This window comes from Nostoc sp. 'Peltigera membranacea cyanobiont' 210A (assembly GCF_002246015.1).
In the GTDB taxonomy this organism is placed as follows: Bacteria; Cyanobacteriota; Cyanobacteriia; order Cyanobacteriales; family Nostocaceae; genus Nostoc.
Window position 1 is genome coordinate 24,479 of sequence record NZ_NOLJ01000009.1, and the last position, 24,632, is coordinate 49,110.

The 24,632-nt window shown below is 40.2% G+C and carries 27 protein-coding genes; 4 read left to right on the forward strand and 23 right to left on the reverse strand.

Annotated elements, in window-relative coordinates; all coding sequences use genetic code 11:
* Nucleotides 1–41 precede the first annotated feature (41 nt).
* Nucleotides 42–458 carry a diacylglycerol kinase gene (locus tag CDG76_RS26340; protein WP_094351846.1) on the forward strand — a complete coding sequence of 139 codons (417 nt, stop codon included), beginning with the start codon at nt 42–44 and terminating at the stop codon, nt 456–458.
* Nucleotides 459–578: 120 nt separating this feature from the next.
* On the forward strand, nt 579–1,043 hold the full coding sequence (locus CDG76_RS26345) for a phosphate-starvation-inducible PsiE family protein (RefSeq protein WP_094351847.1): 465 nt from the start codon (nt 579–581) through the stop codon (nt 1,041–1,043).
* A gap of 594 nt (nt 1,044–1,637) precedes the next feature.
* Here the strand turns inward: CDG76_RS26345 and CDG76_RS26350 are convergent.
* From CDG76_RS26350 to CDG76_RS26415, 14 genes are all read right to left on the reverse strand, one after another.
* On the reverse strand, nt 1,638–2,690 hold the full coding sequence (locus CDG76_RS26350) for an SAM-dependent DNA methyltransferase (RefSeq protein WP_223265398.1): 1,053 nt from the start codon (nt 2,688–2,690) through the stop codon (nt 1,638–1,640).
* The gene (locus CDG76_RS26355; RefSeq protein ID WP_094351849.1) at nt 2,656–3,000 is read right to left on the reverse strand and encodes a hypothetical protein; all 345 of its coding nucleotides are present in this window, start codon (nt 2,998–3,000) and stop codon (nt 2,656–2,658) included. The genes CDG76_RS26350 and CDG76_RS26355 overlap by 35 nt, the downstream gene beginning before the upstream one ends.
* Nucleotides 2,997–3,680, reverse strand: coding sequence for a hypothetical protein (locus CDG76_RS26360; protein WP_094351850.1), 684 nt, complete (start codon nt 3,678–3,680; stop codon nt 2,997–2,999). The genes CDG76_RS26355 and CDG76_RS26360 overlap by 4 nt, the downstream gene beginning before the upstream one ends.
* Before the next feature lie 62 nt (nt 3,681–3,742).
* The gene (locus tag CDG76_RS26365; protein WP_094351851.1) at nt 3,743–4,582 is read right to left on the reverse strand and encodes a ThiF family adenylyltransferase; all 840 of its coding nucleotides are present in this window, start codon (nt 4,580–4,582) and stop codon (nt 3,743–3,745) included.
* The gene (locus CDG76_RS26370; protein ID WP_094351852.1) at nt 4,570–5,166 is read right to left on the reverse strand and encodes a Mov34/MPN/PAD-1 family protein; all 597 of its coding nucleotides are present in this window, start codon (nt 5,164–5,166) and stop codon (nt 4,570–4,572) included. Before CDG76_RS26370 ends, CDG76_RS26365 begins: the two co-directional genes overlap by 13 nt.
* 2 nt (nt 5,167–5,168) lie before the next feature.
* Nucleotides 5,169–5,891 (reverse strand): prokaryotic E2 ligase family D protein, encoded by a 723-nt coding sequence (locus CDG76_RS26375; protein WP_094351853.1) that lies wholly within the window; start codon nt 5,889–5,891, stop codon nt 5,169–5,171.
* On the reverse strand, nt 5,888–6,616 hold the full coding sequence (locus tag CDG76_RS26380) for a hypothetical protein (RefSeq protein WP_094351854.1): 729 nt from the start codon (nt 6,614–6,616) through the stop codon (nt 5,888–5,890). Before CDG76_RS26380 ends, CDG76_RS26375 begins: the two co-directional genes overlap by 4 nt.
* Nucleotides 6,617–6,659: 43 nt before the next feature.
* The gene (locus tag CDG76_RS26385) at nt 6,660–7,082 is read right to left on the reverse strand and encodes a hypothetical protein (RefSeq protein WP_094351855.1); all 423 of its coding nucleotides are present in this window, start codon (nt 7,080–7,082) and stop codon (nt 6,660–6,662) included.
* 5 nt (nt 7,083–7,087) lie between these two features.
* Nucleotides 7,088–7,582, reverse strand: a complete 495-nt coding sequence (locus CDG76_RS26390) for a hypothetical protein (RefSeq protein ID WP_094351856.1) — start codon at nt 7,580–7,582, stop codon at nt 7,088–7,090.
* A gap of 2 nt (nt 7,583–7,584) precedes the next feature.
* On the reverse strand, nt 7,585–8,583 hold the full coding sequence (locus CDG76_RS26395; RefSeq protein WP_094352089.1) for a bifunctional DNA primase/polymerase: 999 nt from the start codon (nt 8,581–8,583) through the stop codon (nt 7,585–7,587).
* 51 nt (nt 8,584–8,634) lie between these two features.
* Nucleotides 8,635–9,654 (reverse strand): NADAR family protein, encoded by a 1,020-nt coding sequence (locus CDG76_RS26400; protein WP_094351857.1) that lies wholly within the window; start codon nt 9,652–9,654, stop codon nt 8,635–8,637.
* Between the two features lie 134 nt (nt 9,655–9,788).
* Nucleotides 9,789–10,535, reverse strand: coding sequence for a hypothetical protein (locus CDG76_RS26405; RefSeq protein ID WP_094351858.1), 747 nt, complete (start codon nt 10,533–10,535; stop codon nt 9,789–9,791).
* Between the two features lie 101 nt (nt 10,536–10,636).
* Nucleotides 10,637–13,357 (reverse strand): DEAD/DEAH box helicase, encoded by a 2,721-nt coding sequence (locus CDG76_RS26410; protein WP_094351859.1) that lies wholly within the window; start codon nt 13,355–13,357, stop codon nt 10,637–10,639.
* Between the two features lie 79 nt (nt 13,358–13,436).
* Nucleotides 13,437–14,321 (reverse strand): LysR family transcriptional regulator, encoded by an 885-nt coding sequence (locus tag CDG76_RS26415; protein WP_094351860.1) that lies wholly within the window; start codon nt 14,319–14,321, stop codon nt 13,437–13,439.
* Between the two features lie 105 nt (nt 14,322–14,426).
* Here CDG76_RS26415 and ilvD point away from each other — a divergent pair, with 105 nt between their 5' ends.
* Complete coding sequence (gene ilvD, locus CDG76_RS26420; protein WP_094351861.1) at nt 14,427–16,118, forward strand: dihydroxy-acid dehydratase; 1,692 nt, start codon at nt 14,427–14,429, stop codon at nt 16,116–16,118.
* 125 nt (nt 16,119–16,243) lie between these two features.
* Here ilvD and CDG76_RS26425 read toward each other — a convergent pair whose 3' ends face one another.
* From CDG76_RS26425 to CDG76_RS26435, 3 genes are all read right to left on the reverse strand, one after another.
* Nucleotides 16,244–17,080 carry a glycosyltransferase family 2 protein gene (locus tag CDG76_RS26425; protein WP_223265399.1) on the reverse strand — a complete coding sequence of 279 codons (837 nt, stop codon included), beginning with the start codon at nt 17,078–17,080 and terminating at the stop codon, nt 16,244–16,246.
* Complete coding sequence (locus tag CDG76_RS26430; RefSeq protein WP_094351863.1) at nt 17,077–18,267, reverse strand: bifunctional 5,10-methylenetetrahydrofolate dehydrogenase/5,10-methenyltetrahydrofolate cyclohydrolase; 1,191 nt, start codon at nt 18,265–18,267, stop codon at nt 17,077–17,079. The genes CDG76_RS26425 and CDG76_RS26430 overlap by 4 nt, the downstream gene beginning before the upstream one ends.
* Nucleotides 18,268–18,345: 78 nt before the next feature.
* On the reverse strand, nt 18,346–18,576 hold the full coding sequence (locus CDG76_RS26435; protein WP_069072316.1) for a hypothetical protein: 231 nt from the start codon (nt 18,574–18,576) through the stop codon (nt 18,346–18,348).
* 35 nt (nt 18,577–18,611) lie between these two features.
* Between CDG76_RS26435 and CDG76_RS26440 the strand changes: the two genes are divergently transcribed.
* Nucleotides 18,612–19,025 (forward strand): hypothetical protein, encoded by a 414-nt coding sequence (locus tag CDG76_RS26440; RefSeq protein ID WP_094351864.1) that lies wholly within the window; start codon nt 18,612–18,614, stop codon nt 19,023–19,025.
* Between the two features lie 291 nt (nt 19,026–19,316).
* Here CDG76_RS26440 and CDG76_RS26445 read toward each other — a convergent pair whose 3' ends face one another.
* The 6 genes from CDG76_RS26445 to CDG76_RS26470 all read right to left on the reverse strand — a co-directional run bounded on the left by CDG76_RS26445 (nt 19,317) and on the right by CDG76_RS26470 (nt 24,337).
* A complete protein-coding gene (locus CDG76_RS26445) occupies nt 19,317–20,147 on the reverse strand; it encodes a hypothetical protein (RefSeq protein ID WP_223265400.1) in 831 nt (276 codons plus the stop codon).
* 2 nt (nt 20,148–20,149) lie between these two features.
* Complete coding sequence (locus tag CDG76_RS26450; protein ID WP_094351866.1) at nt 20,150–20,605, reverse strand: hypothetical protein; 456 nt, start codon at nt 20,603–20,605, stop codon at nt 20,150–20,152.
* A 357-nt stretch (nt 20,606–20,962) separates the two neighbouring features.
* Nucleotides 20,963–21,805 carry a hypothetical protein gene (locus CDG76_RS26455; protein WP_094351867.1) on the reverse strand — a complete coding sequence of 281 codons (843 nt, stop codon included), beginning with the start codon at nt 21,803–21,805 and terminating at the stop codon, nt 20,963–20,965.
* Between the two features lie 28 nt (nt 21,806–21,833).
* Entirely contained in the window at nt 21,834–23,252 is a 1,419-nt protein-coding gene (locus CDG76_RS26460) for a DUF6884 domain-containing protein (RefSeq protein WP_094351868.1), read from the reverse strand.
* Nucleotides 23,253–23,325: 73 nt separating this feature from the next.
* On the reverse strand, nt 23,326–23,526 hold the full coding sequence (locus tag CDG76_RS26465) for a hypothetical protein (protein ID WP_094351869.1): 201 nt from the start codon (nt 23,524–23,526) through the stop codon (nt 23,326–23,328).
* 10 nt (nt 23,527–23,536) lie between these two features.
* Complete coding sequence (locus CDG76_RS26470) at nt 23,537–24,337, reverse strand: hypothetical protein (protein ID WP_094351870.1); 801 nt, start codon at nt 24,335–24,337, stop codon at nt 23,537–23,539.
* Nucleotides 24,338–24,632: the final 295 nt, after the last annotated feature.

Consider the following 24,632-nt stretch of genomic DNA (forward strand, 5'->3'; position numbering starts at 1 on the left):
CAATGTCTGATTTCTAACACAAGAGTTTGAAGGTAAACTATATGTTTTCCCGTCACAAAGCTGCGAGCGATCGCAAAAAATATAAAAGAGACCATATATTGAGTTATCATCCCATCCAAAAGCTCAAGATTGTTCTGGCAGGTCTTTATGTCGCCGTGATCTCTGACTTTAGCGTTGCTTACAAAGTTGTTTTATCAGTTCCAGTTCTCGCCTTCTCATTTATCTTTCGGCAATGGGTCGATGTCACTCTGATTTTACTGGCAACGGGGATGATGCTGGTTGCCGAATTATTTAACAGTGCGATCGAAATCTTATGTGATTTTGTGGAGGAACGAGAGGATAACCGAATTGGCGTGATTAAGGATATTGCAGCGGCGGCGGCTGGCATCAGTATCTTTGTATGGGCTGTCACACTCATCCTTGAAGGAAGTCACCTCTGGCAATTGCTAAAAATTTGACTATCAATTTTGAAGCTTTAGATTTACAGGAGTTTTCCAGTGTTGTGCTGTTTTTAGAGTGTTCCAAAAAATGAATTATCCAAAACCTTAAGTTGGAAAGCCACATCAGAGAAGATTAGAATGCGTAAGTATAGGTTGAGGTGGTTTAAGCGCACTCGTATTGTTCACAATCTCGTTTTTTTTCAAGACTTGATTGTTCTATCTTTGTGCGTTGCCCTTTTTGGTGCAATGGTAGTTCAGTTGGGAGATATGTTTCTTGCCTTGATACGCGCTCACAATCCCCAACAGGTTACATCTGACACTTTAGTTTTATTGATTTTGGTGGAATTATTCCGGCTTTTAGTAATTTATTTTCAAGAGCATCAGATTTCTGTTGGAGTGGCAGTAGAGGTAGCAATTGTTTCGATCTTACGAGAAGTTATTGTTCGAGGTTTGGTCGAATTTACCACGGGTAAAATCATTGCGTTCGGTATCTTCTTACTAGCTTTAGGGATACTGCTGCTCGTCCTTGCCTGGTCTTCCCGCACTTCAGATGAAATTCGTAGTCATAAAAGTGTTGAGACAGACGAAGAAAATTTAGATTAGTGTGACTTGTACTAAAAAATTAAATTTTAGTTCATGATATGGGTTCTTGGCAACTTTTGGTGATCTTGGTTGGGGGAAGGCAGAAGGCAGACGGCAGACGGCAGAAGGAAGAGGAAGGAAAAATTCCCACAATTGAAGCATAGCAAGGATTATAGAACATCTGCATCACTTGAAAGCCGTAAGCGATCGCAAGAGTGAAGTCACAAATCCCACGCCTGGATAAGAAAACGTTTTAAACCCTTCTGCCCTCTGCCTCCTGCCTTCTGCCTTAAAGCGCGTAACCTTTCATCATCACCAAAATCTGACAAGAACCATGATATGCTTCAAAACATAGTATTTACCTTGAGCTTAAATCTGCACGAAAATTTTGATCACCTACTAGGGTCAGTAAATCAAAAATTTTCCCCAAAAGGTGATCGCGAATAATTAGTTATGTGAATTTAAGTGTTATGGCGTTTTCTAGTCTACTGAGGTACACCCAAATCTTGTTTACCAAGGTTAGTAGCTTTGAAAACGTATCTCACTAGGTTGGGAACCGCGATATATGCTACATTGCTTCATCAATTTGGCAGTACGCCATGCGCTTGTAGTACACTATGGTTTAATTATTTTGACGATTCTAGTAGCTACATTTGTAGGGTTGTTTGAACTCAAAAAGGCATCTTTATCTACCAACTCGACATAGCTCTTATTGCTCTGTAGCCACTCTTTTAAACTTTGATACTTCCGGTTGAAGAAAACCGACTCAGGTACGACTGAAACTAATACACCACCTGATCTAATTAACTTCCAAGCTTGATAGATATGCTCGACAAGTTCGCAAAATGGAGGATTCATGATACAGGCATTGTATAAATGACTGGGGTTAAACTCCAGAAAGTTTTTCCCTACGAGATTAAATCTTTTGAGTTCTAGAATTTGTCTTAGATTGTAATTCACTTCAACTACCTCTAATTGAACATTTGGGTAAGTTTGAGTGATATACTCAGCAATATTTCCGCTACCAGCGCTAGGCTCTAAAATTCGCCAATTTGGTTCAATATCTGCCAGTTGAACAAGTCGTTGACAGACTGGTTTGGGAGTAGGAAAGAAATCTCCAGATTTCATGCCAATGATTTCTAACTCAAGCTTATTAAGTTGTTGCTTGGTAGTATCAATTGCTTCAGGTTTTACTACCTGTTGAATTTCTGTTATTGCTGATATGATTTCGCCTGATGTATTTAACCCCGCGCGACTGAGAGATTTTACCCAGTCTTGGTAATATTCGCCTTCTAGTATTTCTTGGACTTTCTGGCTAATTTCTCCACTTTGAGAAATCCTAAATAGCACTTCCACCTGTGATTTACGAGATATACCGCGTAGTATTGGTGGGATATTTCCTACTTCCCACATTTGTGCGATCGCAAATAGCCAAGACTGAATAATCTCAAGCTCAATTCCTTCTTGGATTATCCCTTGAGCTATGGTTTTACGGCGCTTTGTTGCCCTTTGACTCCCAATAGCAGGATTTTTCTTTTGGTCAATAGTTGGCTGCATGGAAGCGGCTAGATTGCGGAGAGCTTCTGCTTTGTCTAAGTTAGGAATATTGAAAATATCTAGTGATGAGTTATCCTCATTGCAGGACAGATTCAGTAGAGATAGTTGCATTGCTAGATTCCTTTAAATCTTTAACGGCGCATTTAAGAATTAGGGAGGTTGGCACATTCCAAGTTTTTACCTCCCATTCAGTAGCTAATCTTTCTGAGTGACGGATCACTGCACTACTACATTTGTTTTTTCTTACAAGCCAATCTCTAAACTTTTCGGCTTGTTCTTTGGTATCGAACCCGAAATAGCTGGTTTTTCGGTTTCCCAAGGGATCAGTAATAGTTGCTACCCGACGTGAGAGAATATTGAGCGTCCAACCACCGTTAGAAGTGAGTTCGATTTTAGTGATATTTAATTCTGTTGGATTCATAATTCCACTTCAGGAATTGCTGCTAAATATTCCGTAGTTGATATTTCTCTTGCCAGCCATTTATCATGTGCTTCTTGAGGAGTTATTTTATCGGCTAAATGTTTCTTTTCATTGTTGTCTCCTATAAAAGGAGCGATTGTTTCTTCTAGCCGTTCTTTGAAAGCAAAATGTTTATTTTCAGAGTAAGTAAACTGGTAGATACTATCAGTATTTATGAACAAGTAAACTAGGCTAATTTGTTCTAATGGCATTCCAGTCCTTTCGTGAAGGAGAAATAATCTCAATTGGGTTTGCCACTTGCTCTCAAGAATTTCAAATTTAGGAGGTTTTTGAATTGTCCAGTCAAACCCAACTACTTGATTTTCACCATAGATAATAAGGTCGCACTCGCTATAGAGAAGGATATCGTGATATAAATATTGAATTTGGGCGCTCCATTGTTTGTTTCCAGGGATGTTTAGAAAAGGTTTTACCTTATCGACCCAGTTATTAATTTGGGGGTATTCCTTTAAGAAAGGTTCGACTGGTAGCCCTAACCCAATTTGTTGCATGACGAGATGAAACTGACCTCCAGCAACTTCGGATTCACTTTTTAGAGTGAGATTAGAATAATTTTTTGTCGATAAACACTCTGGATGATGTTCGGCTAACTCAAGTGTTTTGTGATTGAATCGATTCATAAAAATCTATCCCAAATTGGTTTTTTGGGATAAATATGCGTGAGCTATTTGTGGTGATTTTTCTACGGTATATAGTATTTTTTCAGATTGTCGATACTTGCGTATAAACTTCGAGTTGACATTGCTTTGAGGTCAAAATAACTGGCGAACTTTTTCAACCCCCCCGTAAGGGTTAATTCTAGTAAGTACTGGGCTGCGATCGCACTCGTCATTTTATTGACAAATAGCGACTGATAATTTCGTGCTTGAATTTCCGCACATGAGAGGTTATTGTCGGTGAGTTCTTCCAGTTGAGGAACTAACAATTCCGGGTGAACTAGCGCCGGGGAGGGAAGATGCAACCAGAATTTAGGTTTGTCTGGGTTATTGGCAGCTTGAACTATATCAAAATTAGAGTGCGTTCCAACTACTACTTGGCCAGAGTGGTCGCTGTTTCCACAATCCAGCCAAAATAGCGATGCTGGCTCATTTGCACTGTTCAGTTCGAGAACTGAGTGAACTTTGCTCCTGGCGGCGCTGTTATCCACACAACCAATAATTACTGTTAGGGTGTTCCATGAATTGGTGGTGCGAATCATATCTTCTTCAAACCAGTCGCAAATGGCTGTAATCTCAATTCCATACTTGGCGCTGCATCTTGCAGCCAGTGTTTGTACCTTTGGTAGTCCAATTTCAGCTTGTTGATAATTTTGGCGGCTGATATTCTTAAGTTCGACAGTATCGCCATCAATGATCGTAAAATTAATTTCTTTCCTCGTGCGCTGGAGTTGCAGAATAATTCGACATAAATCTTCTGCAAGAAACCCGCCTGTTCCTCCTACTCCTACTAAGACGAAGTTAATACGGGTATGATTGCGAGGTAAGACGGGTAAAGCTTGTTGGTAAGTAGTTAATTCGAGCATTTTACCTGTGGCGGAAGTTCAAATATGTGATTGGGGTTGATGTCGAAAAAGTGATTGTATATCCCGATGCGGGTGTATATTGTGGGAATGGTATTCAGTGTGCCGATGATCGCGAACACTCGAAATTTACCTTTTTCTTCTAGATTGTCCGCACTTGAAGGGTAAGCAGCTAGAGTTCCATGACTGTGTATTTCCAATAGCCCATCTGTATAGCTTTTATGGAGTGCGCTTTCTAAAGATAGGACGTGAGTAGAGGACGCAGTTTGCAGTGGCGTGTGACACCACCATTGGTAGTTTGTCACTCCCAAGTAGAATAGGATTTCCTGTTGGGGGTTGATACTGGCAGTATTGATAATATCGGTGATTACAAGGCTTGGGACTTTTGGGACTTTCAGACGAAAGTAGGGTTCAAGGGGTTGGAGTCCAGCAACTTGAGTTTGAGTCACTTGCAAGCAAACCTCTAACTCACGGCGGTGCGATCGCAAGAAAAGCCCATTTGCTGCCAGCCAGTATTCCTGAAGTTTTTGGCTGTAGGGAGGAAAATTATTACTTGTAGCGAAGTGGTAACTGATAAAGGCATTCATGGCTAATTGAACAAATGATTGATAATGTCTTCTGGGGTTGTGACTTTCCAGCTATGAACGGAAACAAGGTCACTTGAAGGGTAGGATTTGGGTTTAGACTCGTGCAATTTGATTAGCTGGTTGCAGATATTGTCGGGATGAGTTTTTGACTTGCCTTGGGACAAGTCTTTGTTAAAGGGTGATTTCCAGAATAGATCCCAAGTTTGGCTTATAGTTGCAGCACTGCACATACCGGGAGAATTTCCCCCAAAGCAAATACCAGAGTCGTCCCAAACGTTAGGTAGAGGTGGCTTGTACAGTTGCGCGTCTGGTTTAAATACCCTCCCTTTAACTGCCCAGAGGTAATATTTACTACTGCATCCAGCAAAGAGGAATGCAGGCATGGGGACAGTAATTACTTTTGTTTCCTGTCCCATAATTTGAATTTGATATTTTTGGGGAGAGTAAAACTGAATAATTGCCTCTCCCTCTGGATTTTTACCCCACCAAATCGTGTTGCTAGAAAGCCATCCAGATGTAGCAGTTTTACTTGTGAAGGCTTTCTCTACTGCTTCAGGGGAAAGAAATTTGTACTTAGATTTTTTGCCTTCGTGTTCGACTAAAATAAACTGTCCTTTGAGGATAACTAACTGCGCTAGTAAATCATCTTGGGGAATATTTCCAAGCAAAATTTGCGATATACTTTCTAAGTTAATTATTGGTAATATATTTGTATCTACATTCATGCTTTTGATGCTTGATTCCAAATTTTGACTGCTGCTTTCCGAGCAGCGAGAGATGTTTCTAGCAAGTGAGTAAGCTTATTTGATTTTTCCATCATCGAGACGGCTTCTTTCCACTTTTGACTGAGAAACATGATATTTTTATAAGTCCATTCCAGCCAATCGCTTGTTTCACACGTAACATCTAGCCAGATATTTTCAGTCGAGTAATCTATAATTCGTATGGCTATATCTAAATATTGAAGATGACTTTTGTAACGACGGCATAAATTGACAAGTTTATTGAAGTAAATTTCTTCTGCTAGAGCAATGTAATCAGGAGTAAAACCAAAATTTAGTTCCCATTGGCTTATATTGTACCCTTGCCCCATCAACGACAGTAGGAACTTTTCTGAGTATTCTAGTTCCTCGAAATCTTCATGCCACCATTCAACTTTTTGTGGTGATACAGGAATACTATTATGTTCAGGACTAAACTCAATCTCATCGATATATTCTATCGGGAAGAGATGATCATTCACCAGTTGAATAAATTCAATTTCTCTATCCATATAGGCGCTTGCTGGATGTGATTGTTTATCAATATGAATGGTTGATTCTAGCCATTGTTCTGGGAATATTTTTTGATACAGGCTTAAGAGATTTACTCGTTCGGAGAGATTTTCTAGATAGATAATTGCTGTTAAACAAGTAATGGGTATTTTGAATGATTGTATGTTTGCAAGCATAATTAATCAGCCGCCATAACTCATAGCGGCTATAAATTTGTTATTACAGTACGGGATATTTACTCGTGGCAGCAGGTTGATGCTTAAGGCTTAGAGTTACTTTTTCGATGTAGGTTTCCCAATTTTGACCGAGCTTGATAGCTTTTTCTATCTCAGGTTGTAGGGTAATTAAATTTTCGAGACTAATTTGATTTTTTATCTCCAGAAGCTTTATCTGCCACCCTAACTTTAGTGCAGGATTTATTTCTTCAGAACTATTTTTAAATTCTCTGAATTGACTCCCCTTAGTACCTGCTTTTTTTACTAAACGAATTGAAACCGTATCATCAGTTGTTTGTCGTTCAATTTCGGCATTAGCATATTCTGGAAAGTAGACGCTAATGGCTGTTTTGAGGGTATTGTCATCTTGGGCGATCGCCTCATCAAGAGAAATTTCTTGTCCTTCGATAATCGCAATGTACTTCATGGTAATTAAAATAGTGACAGTTGGTTGTTAGGCGTAGGTGTTTTCTCTTTATCTTCAGACAGTTTACGCTTTTGTACTTGTCTTGATTGTTCCTGTCTATTCTGATGTATAGTCTGCTTTTCCATCCTTTGCTTGCAGATATCTAACATCTCTGGGAGAGATTTTTCTAAATCCTGTAGCAGGTTATTGATGACAGGATGAGATGTTATCTCAGCAAGGTTCATTATCTTGATAATTGGAGGTGCGCCTTTGATTCCAATTGAGACAATTACTGTTTCAGAATTTGGTATTATTTGAATAGTTATTAGGGTGGTTTTTGTGTCAGAATTGCCTAAATCTATCTCGGTAGATGAATCTTGGTTTATAACTTCAGTGTTTACTAATTCATCTAATGTTTCTTCTAAATCGCTATTCTCCTGAATATCAGGATTAAAATCTCTACTGCTATAACTGTCTTCAAGGTTAGTTACATTCTCGTCAGGTGATATTTGACTGCTCATGATTAAGAGAGATTGGCTAATCTAAATAAGGTGCGGATAGTAATACCTGTCTTGTTAAAAGACTGCCATTTGTAGGCGCATTCGCCTGATTTGTACTTAGGAGAAAGTTGGCTCCAGATGTCCCATACTTTAAATAAAATGGGACTAACACTATGAAGTGCCATCCCAACTTGAATCCACGAGTGGTAATCATCTGCAAATCGAGGGTGGATAACTTCGAGTAGTACAAGTGCAGTCTGGATATTTGTCTCGATTGAGGGAATTAAATGAGCGTATCTGTCTACCCCATATCTGCGGTTATATTTTTCTTGGGGTAGGTTAAACTTCCTTGTTTTTTCCTGTTTGGCAAGCATCTGAGCAATTACCCAGTCGGGGGCTATTTCTATTTGGCGCTCAGATGGACTACAGCCAGGAAGCCATCTGTAATTTCTGCCCTCTGGGTGAAAGGAGGGGGGAAGGATTGAGGCTAGATTTTTGCCTCGAAACTCCAAGTGTTCATCCTTCCCAGTTTTGATTTTGCGAGATTTTACTTCCCAAGCTTTTGAATTTGGGATGAGGTATAAGCGCTGGCTCCGATATTTCCTTCCAGAAGTAAATGCAATTGTGGGAGGAAGGTATTTTTGAGCGCGATCGTGTAACGACTCCATAGGAACATCGGTTGCTTCGGCGGGTATTATCTGGTTGAGTTCTTCTGGTTCTGTATGTTCGTTAATTTGGATAATTTGTCGCCAAGAGGTTTCCCCGTCGCAGTCAATAGCTACTAAGTACCCTTGAGGATGATTGGAACCGCATACCAAAGCTACGCCAGTGGGGGTGATAAATCTGTTATTTGTCCAAACTTTTAGGCGGCGGCGGACGAGTTCGGCTTGTAGTTCTCTGGGAGAGTAAGTATTTTTTTCCCATTCTTTCCCTAGAGGACGTTTACCAAAGGTAGGGACGATTCGCCACTCTTCGGGTAAGTTGTCAAGCGAAGATACCAAATGACGGATTTGGGCGTGCATGAGTTCATAAAGCTTTTTATTAAATGACTCCTGCATCCTTATTGCGTTAGTTTATGTAGTGGTTTTCATTTCTGTTGGCTCTGGTTCTACTTGAATGATGCGAACTCTACCCATCATTTGTTTTATATTTCTCTTGACGTAGAAATTACCCCCAATTGCCAGTCCGTAATGGCACATATCGCAAAGTTCTTTATCCATGTCAATGTAAGAGCCTTTAAACGATTTGGTTCTAAACCCCAAATTATTCTGAATTTTTGCCGTGTTTATGTGCCAAACTGTTACGCGCTCATAGCACTGTTGTTTGAGATATTCTTGCACTAATCTGTCTATACCTCTGGCATCGCTGATGTGGATTTCTGCCCCCAGATTAATAATAGTGTTAAGGCGTGCGATCGCATCTGTTGGAAGTTTAGTAATGGATGTATCTCTGTCACCGAATATATAAATTTGGATACGTTGTGACGGAAGAGTTTGGTTATTGATAACTCGGTTTTTGTATTTCTCCAGGTAAGTTTTTGCTTTATAGTTAGCAGGAAAGTGATGGGATGATAGCAGCCACTTCTGAAGATTAGCAAGGAATTCTGGGCTGACTAGCTCGTTGATTGGTGAGACTAATGTTTCAGCCATTTTGTAGTAGTTGCGAACGAACATTAACAGCCTGCCTAAATAGTTTTCTCCAGTGTCTCCTGTGGGAATAGCTTTACCATCTTTGGTAACGACAGCCGGAGCACCCCAGAATAAATCTCCCCAGGAATTCCACTCAACAAGTGATTCACCGTATGTTAGCATTAGTTCCTTATACCATGTGCCAGAAGGATGAAATTTTATGACTAGTCCTTTGAGCATGACGGCAATTTTGATATGTTCCCAGCCGCAACGCAGAGATATCTTTTTGCCAGCAAGTTTTGCTTGAGCTGGATTAAGGGATGCAATATATTTTTGTTCTTCTGGGTTGGTTGTCTTTTGGGCTTGGAAAAAATTTTCAACTGACCAGTATTTGATACCATCGGCTGTGATAGGTTCTGCTAGCAACTCAAAATTTGAAAACCAGTTTTTAATTTTTGCTTGCATTGACTTTAATTGTTAAATATGATTAAAGGGATATGCGTAGCATTAGTATATAAATTGCTTTTTTATTACTACCAGTAACTTACTGGTAGTAATTGATTTTTTATGAGATTAATATTTCAGATGGTGATTATGTTTTAAGCCAACCTTTGGTTAAGTGCATTTTCGACTTGATAAGTCCCAAGAGTACAGTTTATATTGAAGGGAAACGTAGGAAATTCAAGATAATTATTCATAGTTTTTGTTACTTTGCATAGTACCATTATCCCTTCCCTACCCTTCTTTTCTTGATTGTGGTAGTAGCTGATAACCTCAAACTCATTATTACCAGCTTCAAATCTGCTTCCTGTATATTGGGAGATAGCTTTTTTCCAGTCTGGCTGCCAGAGCATGAGTGTATCTATTGCCATTGCTCTAACAACCGGGTTATCTAATTTCATCAGGATATCTGGTAAGTAATGGCATTGTTTGGCAATTACCTCTCGTGCGTAATTTATTAGCCAATACTCTGCTTCTTTTAAGAGAGCTTTTGATTCTAGATTTTGGCATACTTCATCGTAAACTTTAGACATTAAATATGCCCTTTGTTCAAAAACCATCCCATTAGTTCGTAATTTTAAGTCTGATGGATAATTAATCATCAAATCAGCAAGCTCTTCACTGATTTTGGGAAGAGGATATTTATCATTTTCTTGCTCTTTGGGATGGGAGATTTTTACTTCATATCCTAGATTGACAGCATGATTGATAATAAAATCGATGCTATTAGACTCAACAAAATCTCCTAACTTAAAATCTGTTTCTAGGAGGAGATATGTTGGTGCATGGAGAATTTTAAACCGTTTAGGATTTTGACTAGAATCCGCTAATAGTTCGATGTACATTGCTTATTCTGACAAACTTTCATAAATCTTGTGCGTAAGCGATGTATGTGGTTTAATTACTGAAAAAATAATCCTACCCATCTTGGGTAGGACTATCTTAATTATTGATTAATGGTTCTTGTTTGTGTCGGATTGATTATTTCCTCCAGTAGAGATAGCCCAACTGATTTAAACAGTGCTTTGTTATCATCAGGGCAGCGTTGAATTGTTGTACAAGATGAGCAGCCGTATTTGCAAGGGCAATTATCTCCTAGAAACTTTGCCTTAAGAAAAGCGGTTTCTAAATACTTGATGAGAGTATCGCACATACCTGTACCGTGTTCGCATGTATCGAAGAAATAGCCTACTATGTTATGATTTGATGGTACTTCGATTAACATGAAATCGATATCTCGACTGTTTGCCCCATGTTCGACAAGTGGTAAACTGAGCATGAGTTGGTGTGCGAGAGTATGAACGCAAATCTGAGTTTCATTGCTTTCAAATAGTTGTTTCTCTTCATTGGAAATATATTTCTGTTTGTTGAGTATCTCTTTTCGGAGATTTTTGACGATGGCTGAAAAATATTTTCTTGCATTAGCATTAATTTCAACCCTAACGCAGAATGTATTGTAGTTAAGAGCAAATGCTTCCTTGTATTTATTTTCCTCCAATAGTTCGACAAATTCTCGTTCAATAAGTTGGGTATTGCAAGCAGGACAAGTTTGTATGTGTCCGGGTAAATTTAAATTGAAGTTGCGACATCTGTTATTAGTGCAAGTCCATTTTTGTTCCAGGCTGTACAAGTTGTACCCGTAAATTTCTTCTTTGATTTTGGCTGAAACAGGTGTAAATCTAGCTGCCCCTTGGGAAAGATTGATAATTTTGGCTTCCCCTGCAATTTTGATTTCCTCGAAATTTAGGTTTCCTTCGGGACGACTAAATAGGTTGGTTGCCTCAATTGGCTTGAGAATTGCTTTCCCTTCGGTTAAATTTAGCTCTTGTGATTTATACTGTACGGGGTTGCCGTCAAAGTCTTGAGCAAGATATATGGCACCAGGGTAAACTTCTCGTAGTGCAGATGATGCCGAACTTTCCTCAAACTCTTCTGCACTATCTTGATTGATATAACTGATGTTTTGGTCAGTGTTGCCTCTGAATTTAATTTTTGAGTGGACATAACCAAGGTTTCGATTAGTTGTCAGTCTTTGGTTATAACTGAAAATCAGTTGATTATTACCGATTAGCTGTCGTGCGATCGTATCGCCAGAACTACCAAAATGCCGCGCAATTTGAGCTTGTGTCGGTTTACTTTCTTTGCAACAGGCGAGAATGTGCTGCTCCAAAGTTATTTCATAATTGTGGTTAAAGTTGATAATTTCTGGAGGGTCAGATAAGAGGCGTTCCGGGTGATTGGCGTAGTAAGAGTCCATAATCGACCTTTTCGACGGGATAAATACCAATAGCCCTGCTTCCTGTCTGCCTGCACGCCCCGCCCTTTGGCGAAAGGCAAGAATTGAGCCTGGGTAACTATGTACGATAGTTGCATCAATAGACCCGATATCCAGACCCGCTTCTAAAGCACTCGTGGATATAATGAACTTGACCTTCCCGCCCTGTATATCTGCAATAATTTTGTTACGCTGATTTGCCTTCATGCTGCCATAAAATGCTGAGATGCTTTCTCCCAAGTGAGGCAGTTGCATCCCCACTAAAGCTTTACGAATGGCATTAGTTAAAACCTTTACCAGTTCTCTACTATCGCAGAAACAAATCCCGACTATTCCTTTACTTACGAGCATCGCTGCAACTTGGGCAGTTTGGTAAAGAGTATTGTTTCGTGCTTTGAGGCTAAGGAAAGTAATCTCTGAGCGTTTTGCCCCACTTTGGTCGATAATAGCAAGGTTGCTTTGTTCTACTCGATTGGATATCTTCTGGGCAATTTCACTGCTGTTACTAATTGTTGCAGAAGCGAATATGTACTGTAATTTAGAACTATTATTGCCAGCAGATTCTATCATTAATTGAGTTCGTCGATTAAGTAGGGCAAAGTGTGAACCGAATATGCCTTGATAGAAATGTGCTTCATCACAGACTATGATTGAAATTTTTCTGATTGTTTCTTTAAATCCCCAGTTTGAGTCAAACTGATAGTTGTTTAGTTCGTGGTTCCATACATCAGGTGTAACGCATAAAATTGAGGGTTGATGGCTGTAAAGTTGTTTGCGCTCCTGGGGAGGAATATCACCATTTATATTGAGAATTTTAGGGCGAATTTCTTCATCTAGGTGACTAACAAACGAGCGGATTTTCTCTACCTGGTCAAATGCAAGTGCTTTTAAGTTAAAGAATACTAAAGCTGATTTACCTTTTAGGCACTCGTGAACGATTGGAATTAAAAAGGAGATACTTTTACCACTACTGGTAGGAGTTTGGAGAATGATATCTTCCCCTTTTTTGTAAGCCTCCCATGCTTCGACTTGATGAGAATATAGTTGTGTAATTCCTGACTTATTTAAGGCAAGTTTAACTAGAGGGTGAATATCATCTGGTATGGGACAAAGTTTAGCTTCTTGAGCAGGAATTACATCACAATTTTGTAGTTTTCCTGACCCATCAAGGATAGCTGCTATCTCTTGGTAGAGAATACTTTTACCTGTTGGTGCTTGGTTAAGAGGTAATAAATTACCGCAATTTACCTCATGCTCCCAGTCAAAAATAATTTGATTTACACTTCCCTTTTTGAAGTAAAGATTTTTCTCGATGATAGCAGCGATATGGATAACACCATGTTCTTTAGAATAAACCTGTTTATTTGCTTGTAACCATTCAAGCTGGGTCATAAAAAGTTACCTACTTGCTGTTTTAGCAAGTAGGCGTTAGTCAAAAGTAGTGGTTTTTGTTATTGCCATAACTGACTAATTAACCACAGATACTTCTGACAATTTGTAGAAACTCCCGTAAAACAGGTGTCATATCCTCTTGTCGCCACACTACAGCCGTTTCTACTAATGGTGTTTTTTCTTCTAAAGTGCGATAAACTACACCAGCCCTTTGAAGATTTTGCAAAGAAGACGGTACGATCGCAATCCCCATTCCTGCTGACACTAGCCCAATAATTGTTTGCATTTGGATTGCTTCTTGAGTCACTTTTGGGCTAAAATTTCCTTGCTGGCAAAGACTCAGGATTTGATCGTAAAGTCCGGGGCCGAAATGGCGGGGGAACATAATAAAATTTTCGTCTTTTAGCTCGCGCACTGAAATATTTTCTTGTCTAGCTAAGAAATGAGTTTCTAGCAAAGCTACAATTAGTCCTTCTTGCTGAATGCATTCTTGATTGAGAGTGTTGTCTTCTAAAGGTGGATGGGCAAAACCTACATGGATGCGGCGATTGAATAGCGCTTGTTCTTGCTGAGTTGTCGTTAATTCCTGCAATACTAACTCCACCTCTAGAAACTGTTCTCGAAACCGCCGCAAAATTACAGGCAGCAAATCGTAAGTTACCAAGGTGGTGAAACCTATTCGTAGTTGTCCTTTCTCACCCCTACCTGTCCGTTGAGTCAGATCAATTGCCTTGGACAGTTGAGCGAACAATTGATAAGCTTCTTGCAAAAATACTTGTCCAGCTTCCGTTAGCTGCACCTGTCGTTTAGTTTTGCGTTGAAAAAGTTCTACCCCTAATTCTGCTTCTAGCTGCTGAATTTGCTGGCTTAAGGGCGGTTGAGCGATGTGAAGTCGCTCTGCGGCTTTACTAAAGTGCAGTTCTTCAGCTACAGCAATGAAGTAGCGCAGGTGTCGCAGTTCCATAGTTTTGATATTTTATAAGTCTCAAATACTTATAAATATATATTGGACATATCAAAAATTGCTATCTATGATACTCATACATGGAAGTCAGAGGATGATGTAACTATGTCGGAGAACTTAAGAAGCCAAGTTGTAACGCAAGGGGTACAGCGATCGCCAAATCGAGCTATGCTGCGGGCAGTTGGTTTTAAAGATGAAGATTTTAATAAAGCCATTGTCGGTATAGCCAACGGTTACAGCACGATCACTCCCTGTAATATGGGGATAAATCAACTAGCACTCATAGCAGAGGCTGGGATTAAAACCGCCGGGGCGATGCCGCAAATGTTCGGCACAATTACCATCAGCGATGGGATTTCGATGGGAACCGAAGGGATGAAATATTCCCTAGTGTCGCGCGAAGTCATTGCCGATTCCATTGAAACCGCCTGTACTGGACAAAGTATGGATGGTGTGCTAGCCATTGGCGGTTGTGATAAAAATATGCCAGGGGCAATGTTAGCGATCGCCCGGATCAATATCCCGGCTATCTTTGTTTATGGCGGTACAATTAAACCTGGTCACTACAACGGACGCGATTTAACTGTTGTCAGTTCTTTTGAAGCTGTTGGTCAATACAGCGCTGGAAAAATTGACGAAAAAGAATTATTAGAAGTTGAAGGTCGGGCTTGTCCTGGTGCTGGTTCCTGTGGGGGAATGTTTACGGCTAACACCATGTCTTCAGCATTTGAAGCGATGGGGATGAGTTTACCCTATTCTTCCACAATGGCAGCCGAAGATGCCGAAAAAGCAGATAGTGCGGAAAAATCGGCTTATGTGTTAGTCGAAGCCATTCGTAAACAAATCTTGCCTCGTCAAATTATCACCCGCAAATCTATAGAGAATGCCATATCTGTGATTATGGCAGTCGGTGGTTCGACCAATGCAGTACTGCACTTTTTAGCGATCGCCCGCGCTGCTGATGTAGAGTTAACGCTGGATGACTTTGAAACTATCCGCGCCCGTGTTCCCGTTTTGTGTGATTTAAAACCAAGTGGTAAATATGTTGCTACAGATTTGCACAAAGCTGGTGGCATTCCGCAAGTAATGAAGATGCTACTTGTGCATAATTTATTACACGCCGATAGCCTCACCATCAGCGGCCAAACAATTGCAGAGATATTAGCAGACATACCAGAAGAACCATCCACGAATCAAGATGTGATTCGGACTTGGAATAACCCGATGTATCCCCAAGGACATTTAGCCATCCTCAGAGGTAATCTGGCAACAGAAGGATCTGTCGCCAAAATTACCGGCGTGAAAAAACCAGTAATTACCGGACCAGCACGGGTATTTGAATCAGAAGAAGCCTCTTTAGATGCAATTTTGGCGGGGAAGATTCAAGCTGGTGATATTCTAGTCATCCGCTACGAAGGGCCTAAGGGCGGTCCTGGGATGCGCGAAATGTTGGCTCCCACCTCAGCAATTATCGGTGCTGGTTTGGGTGATGCTGTGGGATTAATTACCGACGGACGCTTTTCTGGCGGTACTTACGGCATGGTAGTTGGTCATGTGGCACCAGAAGCAGCCGTTGGTGGGGCGATCGCGCTTGTAGAAGAAGGCGATAGTATTACTATTGATGCACCTGCACGACTCTTGCAGTTGAATATATCTGAAGAAGAATTAGCTCATCGTCGTGCTAATTGGCAACCTCCTGCACCACGTTACACTAAAGGCGTGTTGGCGAAATATGCCAAATTGGTATCTTCTAGCAGTGTTGGTGCTGTGACAGATTTGGATTTGTTCAATAACTAGTTATTAAGCCAATAGCCATTTAAGTTTCACTTTTAAAGTTTTGAGGAGTCAGAAGCCAGAATAAAGATGCCTCCTGACTCTCTACTTCAGGCTAGATTCAGCGCTGTTGACAAGCTTCTTTAGATTTAAAGAAGGGCAAAAGCTTTTGGCATTAATGAGATTTTTCCTTTAGTAATATAAGTGTTTACAAGCTGCTCTAAGGGTTCAACAGCATTGTCCTGAAGGATGAAATAGTTTGCTTGGTTACTGACAATCAGCGATAGCTCAGTTGCCCATTGCTCATAGTTGGAACTACCAATAATACCAATAGAAGACTGAATATAGTTAACAAGAATGCTGTTATTGAGACCAAAGCCACCTTCACCCCAGATGCAAGCACATTGCAGCAAATACTCATAGTCTGCGAATACTTTAAACTGGGGGTTCCATCTAGGAGCATTGCTTCGGTAGTGGACGAAACCATTGCTGTCGAATATCTCTTGTTGCCATAGAAGCTGCTGTAAGGAGCAGCAATTGCTAGGCGAAACAAACGGTTTTCCTTGGCGAATAACACTACCATTGCGGATGACATCGCGGCGGCGCTGCTGTCTTGCCATGCTGTATCGGACATTGGGATGTTGTTCAAAGTACTGCCGCATTGAGGCAACAAATTCAGGAGCTATGCTGTTGTCATCGTCCAGGTATGAAACAATGTCACCACCAGCTGCATCTAGTCCCAGGTTTCGAGCGTAGCACAAGCCAAAGCCACTGCTCGGTTCAGGGTGTTCCATTTCAATGTAACTGATGGGAAAATCAGCTCTTGCCTTAATGCTAGAGATGATATCTTTGGTATCAGGATTAGCGCCATCATTGATGACGATCCACTCGAAATTGCGGTTAGTTTGACTTTGAATGCTTGGCAGTGCAGTAGATGCAAGCTGCATAGGTCTATTGTAGGTTGCAGTGATGATTGATAGTTTCAAAACTCTATACCTCTATCAGTTGATTGCGTTATTGTTGAATCGATCGCAGTTTGAATTTGCTGCCATCTTGCTACGTCCTCGTTTGTTATACCCCTGGCGGTTTCAATTTGATTACTTGCAAGAGTTAGCCGAATCAGCGTTAGCTTTTCATTGGTTCTGGCAACAGTTAAACTTTGCGTGGTGCTATTGAAGCTGATCTGGTAGTTACTGCCTTCCAAGACAAATAGGTTTTCTTTTTCTGTGCGAATGGATTGAGGATAGGCAGTTGCTTGCTGTGCGAAGAACACTCTAGCTATGGGGGCAATTATAGTAGCGCGTTGCATCTGTTCTTGCTGTAATTGCTGATAGTCCCATTTCCCAAGTTCTATGCCCAAATCCATTTTTACCAAACGTTCTGCTAAAATTGCCATTTCTATTGGGCCAATACCTCCAGGGACGGGCGTAATGTTCTGGGGGATGCTGTAAGCACTGCGGTCTACATCGCCAGCAGCACCAGAAGCAGTAGGTGTAAAGCCACCATCGACAACCAAGCGATGAGAGGGGAGTACATAGTCCGTGAAAATTCCTCGTCTTCCGGTGACTGATACTACAATGTCAGCTTCTTGAGTTCTAGTCAGGTCATCGCCGTCTTCCAAACAGAAACAGCTGATTCTACTTGCTTCTAAATATTTGATGACACCATTGCCCACAAAGCCACCTCCGCCGACAACTGCAACATTGGAATCTCTTTGTGCGTAGGATTCAACAATTCTGGCGATTCCTTCAGCAGTAGCACAACTTTCAAAGAAATTGTTGCTTTGTCTGCGGACGATATCTATATCTTTTTGTGGCTCTAATAGCCCAATTGAGCTTGTAAACTTAGCTGGAATTGGATATTGAACAATAGCAGCAGTGACTTGGGTGTTTTCGTTAATGGATTGAACAATGCCGTCAAATTGCTCTACTGCGATATTAGGTGATAGCACAATATAATTGGGAGTAATGCCAATAGCGTTGAAAATAGCTACTTTTTGTTCTGCTGAGATTCTGGCTGCTTCATATCTAGCTCTTAATTCATTGCTGGCATTTTCTGAAGACTCAAATCTGATGATTGCTACTTCTTTTTGAGATGCTTGAAATATGGATTTGTATTTTTGACATTCTTGCTTTACGTGTTCTCGTATTAACTGTCCGTCTATGAGCGTCATTTAATATGGCGTTAAATTTGATGAAGAAAATTGTCTGGTACAAACAATTTTCTGAATTTCTAATAGGATTTGTTGGAATTAGGTAGGGCGTTTGGTGATTTCACCAACTTCTTGACCGTTGCAGGAAACCCAGTTAGTGACATAGCGTTCAGTGTCATGGAAGCCACTAAATTCAATACTGTTATCAGAACACTTCTCTTGGAACCATTGTTGTGCTTCTTGTTCTGTATTGAATGTTCTAGCGGCGACTTCTTCTACTGGAATCTTCCAGTTTGTATTGCCATACAAATCGCAAACATAATGTGTCATATCTGTTACTCCTTTAACAATATTTAAAAACCACTATGACAATTTTAAATCAACAACAGCAGGCTGAATTAATTATCCAACAAGCTTGCAAGGAAAATTTTACTGATAGCGAGAAAGCTATTTACGATGACTTTATTCTGGAAGCGGGGGTAAAAAACCCATCCAAGATGACTGAGGCTACTGCTGATGCTTTGATTAAATACCTTGATGGCTGCGACGCATCTAACGAGTTTGTTGCTAATGTAGTAAATCGCCTCGCGCAAGTTGCCCCGGCTCATATCATGACTAAGATTCTCAAGAGTGATAATGACGGCGATGGTGTGCCTTTATACGAGGAATTAAAACTTGGAACAAAGGCTACCGAATTTGATACCTCTTTTGAAATAGCGGCTGCAAGACAAAAACAATATCAATTTTCTCCAACTCGGAATTGCGATATGGAGTTGTAAGTATAACCCACTACTAAATAATAATCTGTAGTGGATATGAGATCGTTATTTTCTAAAACGACTGAAAATAGAGATTAACCAGTTGCTACACAGGGTTAGACACTTACTCTTAGCTCGAAGTAAGTGTCTTAGAGGCTTTTCTCAAATATCGCCATCTTTCCCATACTCAAAATTAACCTTCGATATACTGGGTGTAAAAAATGCGCTTACGATTAACAGTAGCGCATTCCCGATCTTGTACAGCGATCGCAATACTCCCAGCCCAAATAATCAGGCGATTCCCCTGTAAGTTTAACTTTGGAAAATTACCCCAGTGTCCTGATTTTCATCCCAAAACCACCAACCTTGGGATAGTTCAGAAAGAACGCGCATTAGTGCTAACTGTTGCTGTGTGATTTCCCCACCGCCGTAGCTGACGTTGCTAGTGCCATCCCATGATTTAAGAATTGATTCTAAATTGTATCCATTGCCCATAATCCAACTGGCATAGAAGCAGTCTTTGGATATTTCTTCCATGATGGCTAGCAGTTCGAGTGCGGCATCAGGATTGGGTGATTTTAGGGCTTCGAGTGCAAGGCGGAGGTTTTCTTCCCTGTCTGCAAGAAACTCCGAAAAAGCTGCTCTATTTGATGGTAAATTCTCCTTTTCAAGTGTAATTAATTTGCCATTTACAATCTTGACTGGAGTTATATTTGAGTAATCAGTTCGGTCATCTTCACTTGCCTTTGCTTTTATAGCTAAAGGATGCCAATGGATGCGTTCAATTTTATTGGTCTGAGGATTTGTCCATGTCCAGAATAGTTTGTGAGATGCAGCACCCTTAACTGTCAGATAAGTTCTTTTATGTCGAATGGGATAGTCTACACCTTCTTCTTTTTTGGCTTGCAAAAAGGCTTCTATTGATAGATATTCTTCATTGAGGTATGCCATTTTACGTGGTGCCGTCGCATATGTATAACCCGATATGCTGCTGCTATCACCATCTTTCAAGACTACCAAATTCCATTTGTCGTTTATTGGATTCTGTATCCAAAACTCAACTGATATTGTTTGTACAAATCGATCTAAAATTTGAACTACACAAGGATAGTAAAGTGTGAGTTGTTGATTGCTATTAGTCATTACTATTCCATCCATTCGATTGGGGATATGGTTTCCTTTTTGGCGGGAAGTATTTTGACTTCGTAGCCATAAAGAATTAATTCATACAGAGTTTCTAATAGTTGCTTGGGTGATATACTGTCCCATTGCTTGCACTCTAAGATATGTTTCAATACTTGCTCTGGAGCATTAACTACCCAAAGACTGTGAACTTTTCTGTTTCTAAATCCCGCACATAATTGAACAATTGGTTGTAGCTCAACTGTTGTTTTTGGTATGTGAATAATTGCTGAACTTATAGGGATTGTTGGTTTTACTTCTAGATTTTTGGGTGGTAAAAAATCGGGGTCACTGTACCACTGTCCGTCGATTTGGTATGCAATCATTAGGTATGGCAATGCTTTAATCGCATTTATAGTTCCCCATCTTGCAGTTTGTCCTGCGTGAAACCAGATGTAAGAGCCGTTGTGTATTATCATGTACAATTTTTATGATTTTGACTTGAGGTTTTGCTTGCCTAGCTAGTTGATAATTTCGTCTATGGGAGAAAATCTAGCTAATTTTTCTAGCTAGAGAATAATTTCGTATTTGTATGAACACTTAGTTAAAACTCGCCATTATTAGCCATGTGCAGTCAACTTCATGCTCAGGTAAAATATTTTGGATTTTATTGATTGCTGAATTACTCCTAATAACTACCTTTACAAGGTGTGTAATAACTGTGGTGATTAATCTATGAACAGATTAATTTTTATTTAAAATATTAAATAAATTATTGAAAATAAAAAGTGCGCTATTATAATCAGATGACGCACTTTTATTAAAAAAAATTATGATTAAGCGTGGTGAAGGATAATATTTATTGCGTCTTGAGTGCTAATTTGATATTGTGTAGCAAGTTTATTCATATTGGCTTCACCATTTGCATGAGCTTTGACAATTGCGCGAATAATATTTGGTGAAACATTAATCTCACAATTTGTAACAACTGGTTTGGGTAAAGTTTGAGAAATGAAGAATTCTTTTCTTTTTAAGAAATGTATTTGACAGTAATGCTCTTTTCTGGGTATCCATTGACAATTTCCGGGAGCAAAGTCACTCTCTAGATCAATACGTGCTATGACTGTTCCTTCGGGTGCTACTCCCATATCTTTTAAGAACTGGGTAAAGTTATCGCGCCAGGATGCATCAACTTCAATTCCGCACCCGCCATGATACTTGTACTGATGGTGGTTCTTGTTATAGCAGATGCGCTTGATGTGTAACCAGGAGTTATACTCGTGGCTTTTACAGTGGCCGTGGACAGTTTTATCGCTCTTGAGGGTTTCGCGCTGCAAGCACCCGCAACTTTGTGTAAGCCCTCTTTTTAAGCTATTTTTACTGACATACTTTTGGGTTCCGCAGCTGCATAAAGTAAGGAGTAGTAATTCACCCCTTTTCCCCTTAACTTCTACATCGGATATAACTTTTAGTCTCCCAAAGTTTGCCCCAACTGGGATGGATTCTTTTCTTTTTTTACAACCACAATTAGTTGATCGACCATTGGTGAGGGTGTGACTGTAGACAAGTTTTTGGGTTCCACAATCACACTGGCATAATACTTGCTTTCCTTGTTTATTTAGTACAATCCAGCTACCGAATTTTTCACTTATATTAATTACTCGTTTTGTAGTCTCCATAAATCATTTGGGTGCTATTACTGCTGGGTTATATATCTAAAACAAGCTGTTTTTCTTGCTCCAGTTCCTTCTTTATCCAGGCAAGTTGCTGTCCAATGGCTAGGTGCTGCATTGGTACTTTTGTCGCGTATCCGTTTGCTTGTAAAATGGATGTTACCTCCTGTCTGTAAAGCTTGCCCGTCAAGAATACAAACTCTATTTCCGGGGACGCAACTTGTATGAGGCTTTCTGCTACTTGTTGCGCCCATAGTATGCGTTCCTGATGAGATAAGGAATAGGGGGATTTGTCGTAGGGTTTGATGATTGCTTCTGGGTTAATAACTTGATGTAAAGGTGAGAGGATATACCATCTTGACTCTTGCTCTTCTACGTAGCGACGGCACGCTTGAAAGTGCTGCGAATAATATAAGTCTTTGGCGGCAGCAGGGTAGGTAAGCTGCTTGCCACATCCTGCAACCAGGTAGATTTTTTCCTTGGGAGTGAACTTTCTGTAGGTGCTGATCACCAGATTGAGGTTGTGGGCGATTCTTCCCATAGTATGCGTCCGTCCTTTGTTTGTCAGCCGAGGGTCAATCCTATGTCGGTTGAGAACCCTGCAAACATGACAGTTGCATTTTGGCGCACAGTAGGTTGGCATCCGAATTAATTTTTCCTCGTGGCTGACGAACATCCCACCCCCTAGTCCTTCCCGGATAAAAGTTGAACCATCAAAGGATAGTCCCATCTGAATAAAAGCTTTGGCATACTGGGGCGAGCATAATCCAAAAACGTGCAGGTGAGCATTTGGCTCGTGCAATGGTGCGATGGCTGCGGCGGGCGTAGCCATCGCATCCGCTTTCGGCAATACTCGTTCCGAGTCAATTAGCGATGGCGAAACGCCCGCCTTCGGCGATCGCACAACGTCAGTGATTGTTTTGATAATGTGTAAGTTAGTTGAATGCTCTCTCGCCTGGGAAACAAGCCCACCGATGCCGAGATGGTGGTATCCCAGTCCCAAAAGATATTTTGCTACTTCGAGGCGTTCACTGAGAGACTGCCCGTGGATGACTGCTAGGGGTATTCTGTTGGGAAGATAACTTTTAGCAAGCTGGATAAATGTTTCTGCTTGTTTAAGGTTGTATTCTTGCCGTTCCCTGATATTTTCTCCAACAAGTAAATGGTCGGGACAAACAATAATATCGCCGACCTTTGAGCGTTCTCTATATCTATGAATAGACCAGTAAGCATCAACATATTTACCGTTTAGAGTGGGGATATCTTGGTCACGGTAGTTAAATGATCCACAGTCATGAACAATGGGACTATCTGGAACAATTTCTGCTTTGATCGCGAGTGAGTATAGCCAGCCTACCGGCTGATACTCAAGCAACTGCCAGATTGGGATTTTTTTACCCTTGCTTCTAACAAAATCGCTCTTACCCAATACTGGATAGAAACCTAATTTCATAGTATTTAAACGAGCAAAAGTTGATTTACATTCGTTAAGTTAACCCTCTGCTTGGAAAGGGCTAACTAGTAGATTACTGTCTGTATTTATTTGCAATATTTAGAAGATACTGCCGCCAACGGTTAGATACTTTTGTAGCAAGAGTGCTAATAGCACTTGCTGCAATTTCTTCTGCTTCAGTTTCAAAAGCATCATCAAAGTGAATCTTGGCGTGATACTTCATACCATCGAAGTGGATATTGAAGCTAGGATTGAGTTGAAAGTCTTGAATCATATTTTTATCCTTACTGGGGAAGATATAAACACTTGTTTTGTTCTGCTAGCCTATTTGTGTGATAGTTATCAAGAATCATTTTCTTAAATTCTTCTCTTGTTGCTTGCAAGTCGCGGAATATTTTGTCAGTGGGATAGAAGAATACCGACTGTTGGCGGCTGTAAAACCAGACCAGTTGATTGATACTATAGGTATCATTGCTATCAAGCAGGACGTAACTAATTTGTTGGTAAAAGTTTTCTAGAGAGAAGGGACGCTTTTTGGCAGTTGTTCGTACATCGATGAGAGTATTTCCAGCAATTATCTGGCAATCAGCACCTCCAAGATATTCACTTAAAGGGTATGAAGCATTGCAGGTAATATTCCCACTTACTTGATTAGCTACTGTTTGCCAGGTACGGGGTACAATACCGATGATTTGAGATGTATCTTGGATACTAGGAAGCCATTTTTTGAAGTATTCTGCTTCAAGCTGAAGAGATTTTTCTCCTTGTAGAAAAGGTTGAATAATCTCATGAATATTACGGCTACGAGCATAATTTTCTAATGCACCCAAGAGCATACACTTTAGAGCTTCTTCTTCAAGTGAATTTGAATTTGTAATGGAATAATCGAAGGCATATTCTATTTTGAGGGCTTTTGCTCCAACCTGAGCAAGACAATTGGTAAACCATGTTTGGTCTTCATAGATGCTTCCTAAATACTTGGCAAGTGCTTTGGCGATCGCACTTCCTACTAAGGGAAAATCTACCCCATCAATCGGTCTGATAATTTCTTGATTTTCTAATAGCTGGTTATGGTTAGTAATCATCTTGATGACTGTCTTGTTGAGTCTAGAGTCAAACCATCTCCTGATAGGTGAGTTTCTATTTTTTAATTCGGATGTTAAGCTCACTTTTTAGTTTTTTGTTTGAGATACTACATTGAGTATCTGCGTGAGCTTTACGTAGTAATTTTTGTTTTAATCGCGTTACTGATTTAAGTAAAGAGACTAATCATTCAAAATCAGTGAAAAGTTTATGAAGTAAGCTTTTTAAATTTCATAACTCGTACAAATTTGGATAAATTCTCAATTCAAGTTTTTATATTTTCAATGCGACTTTGCA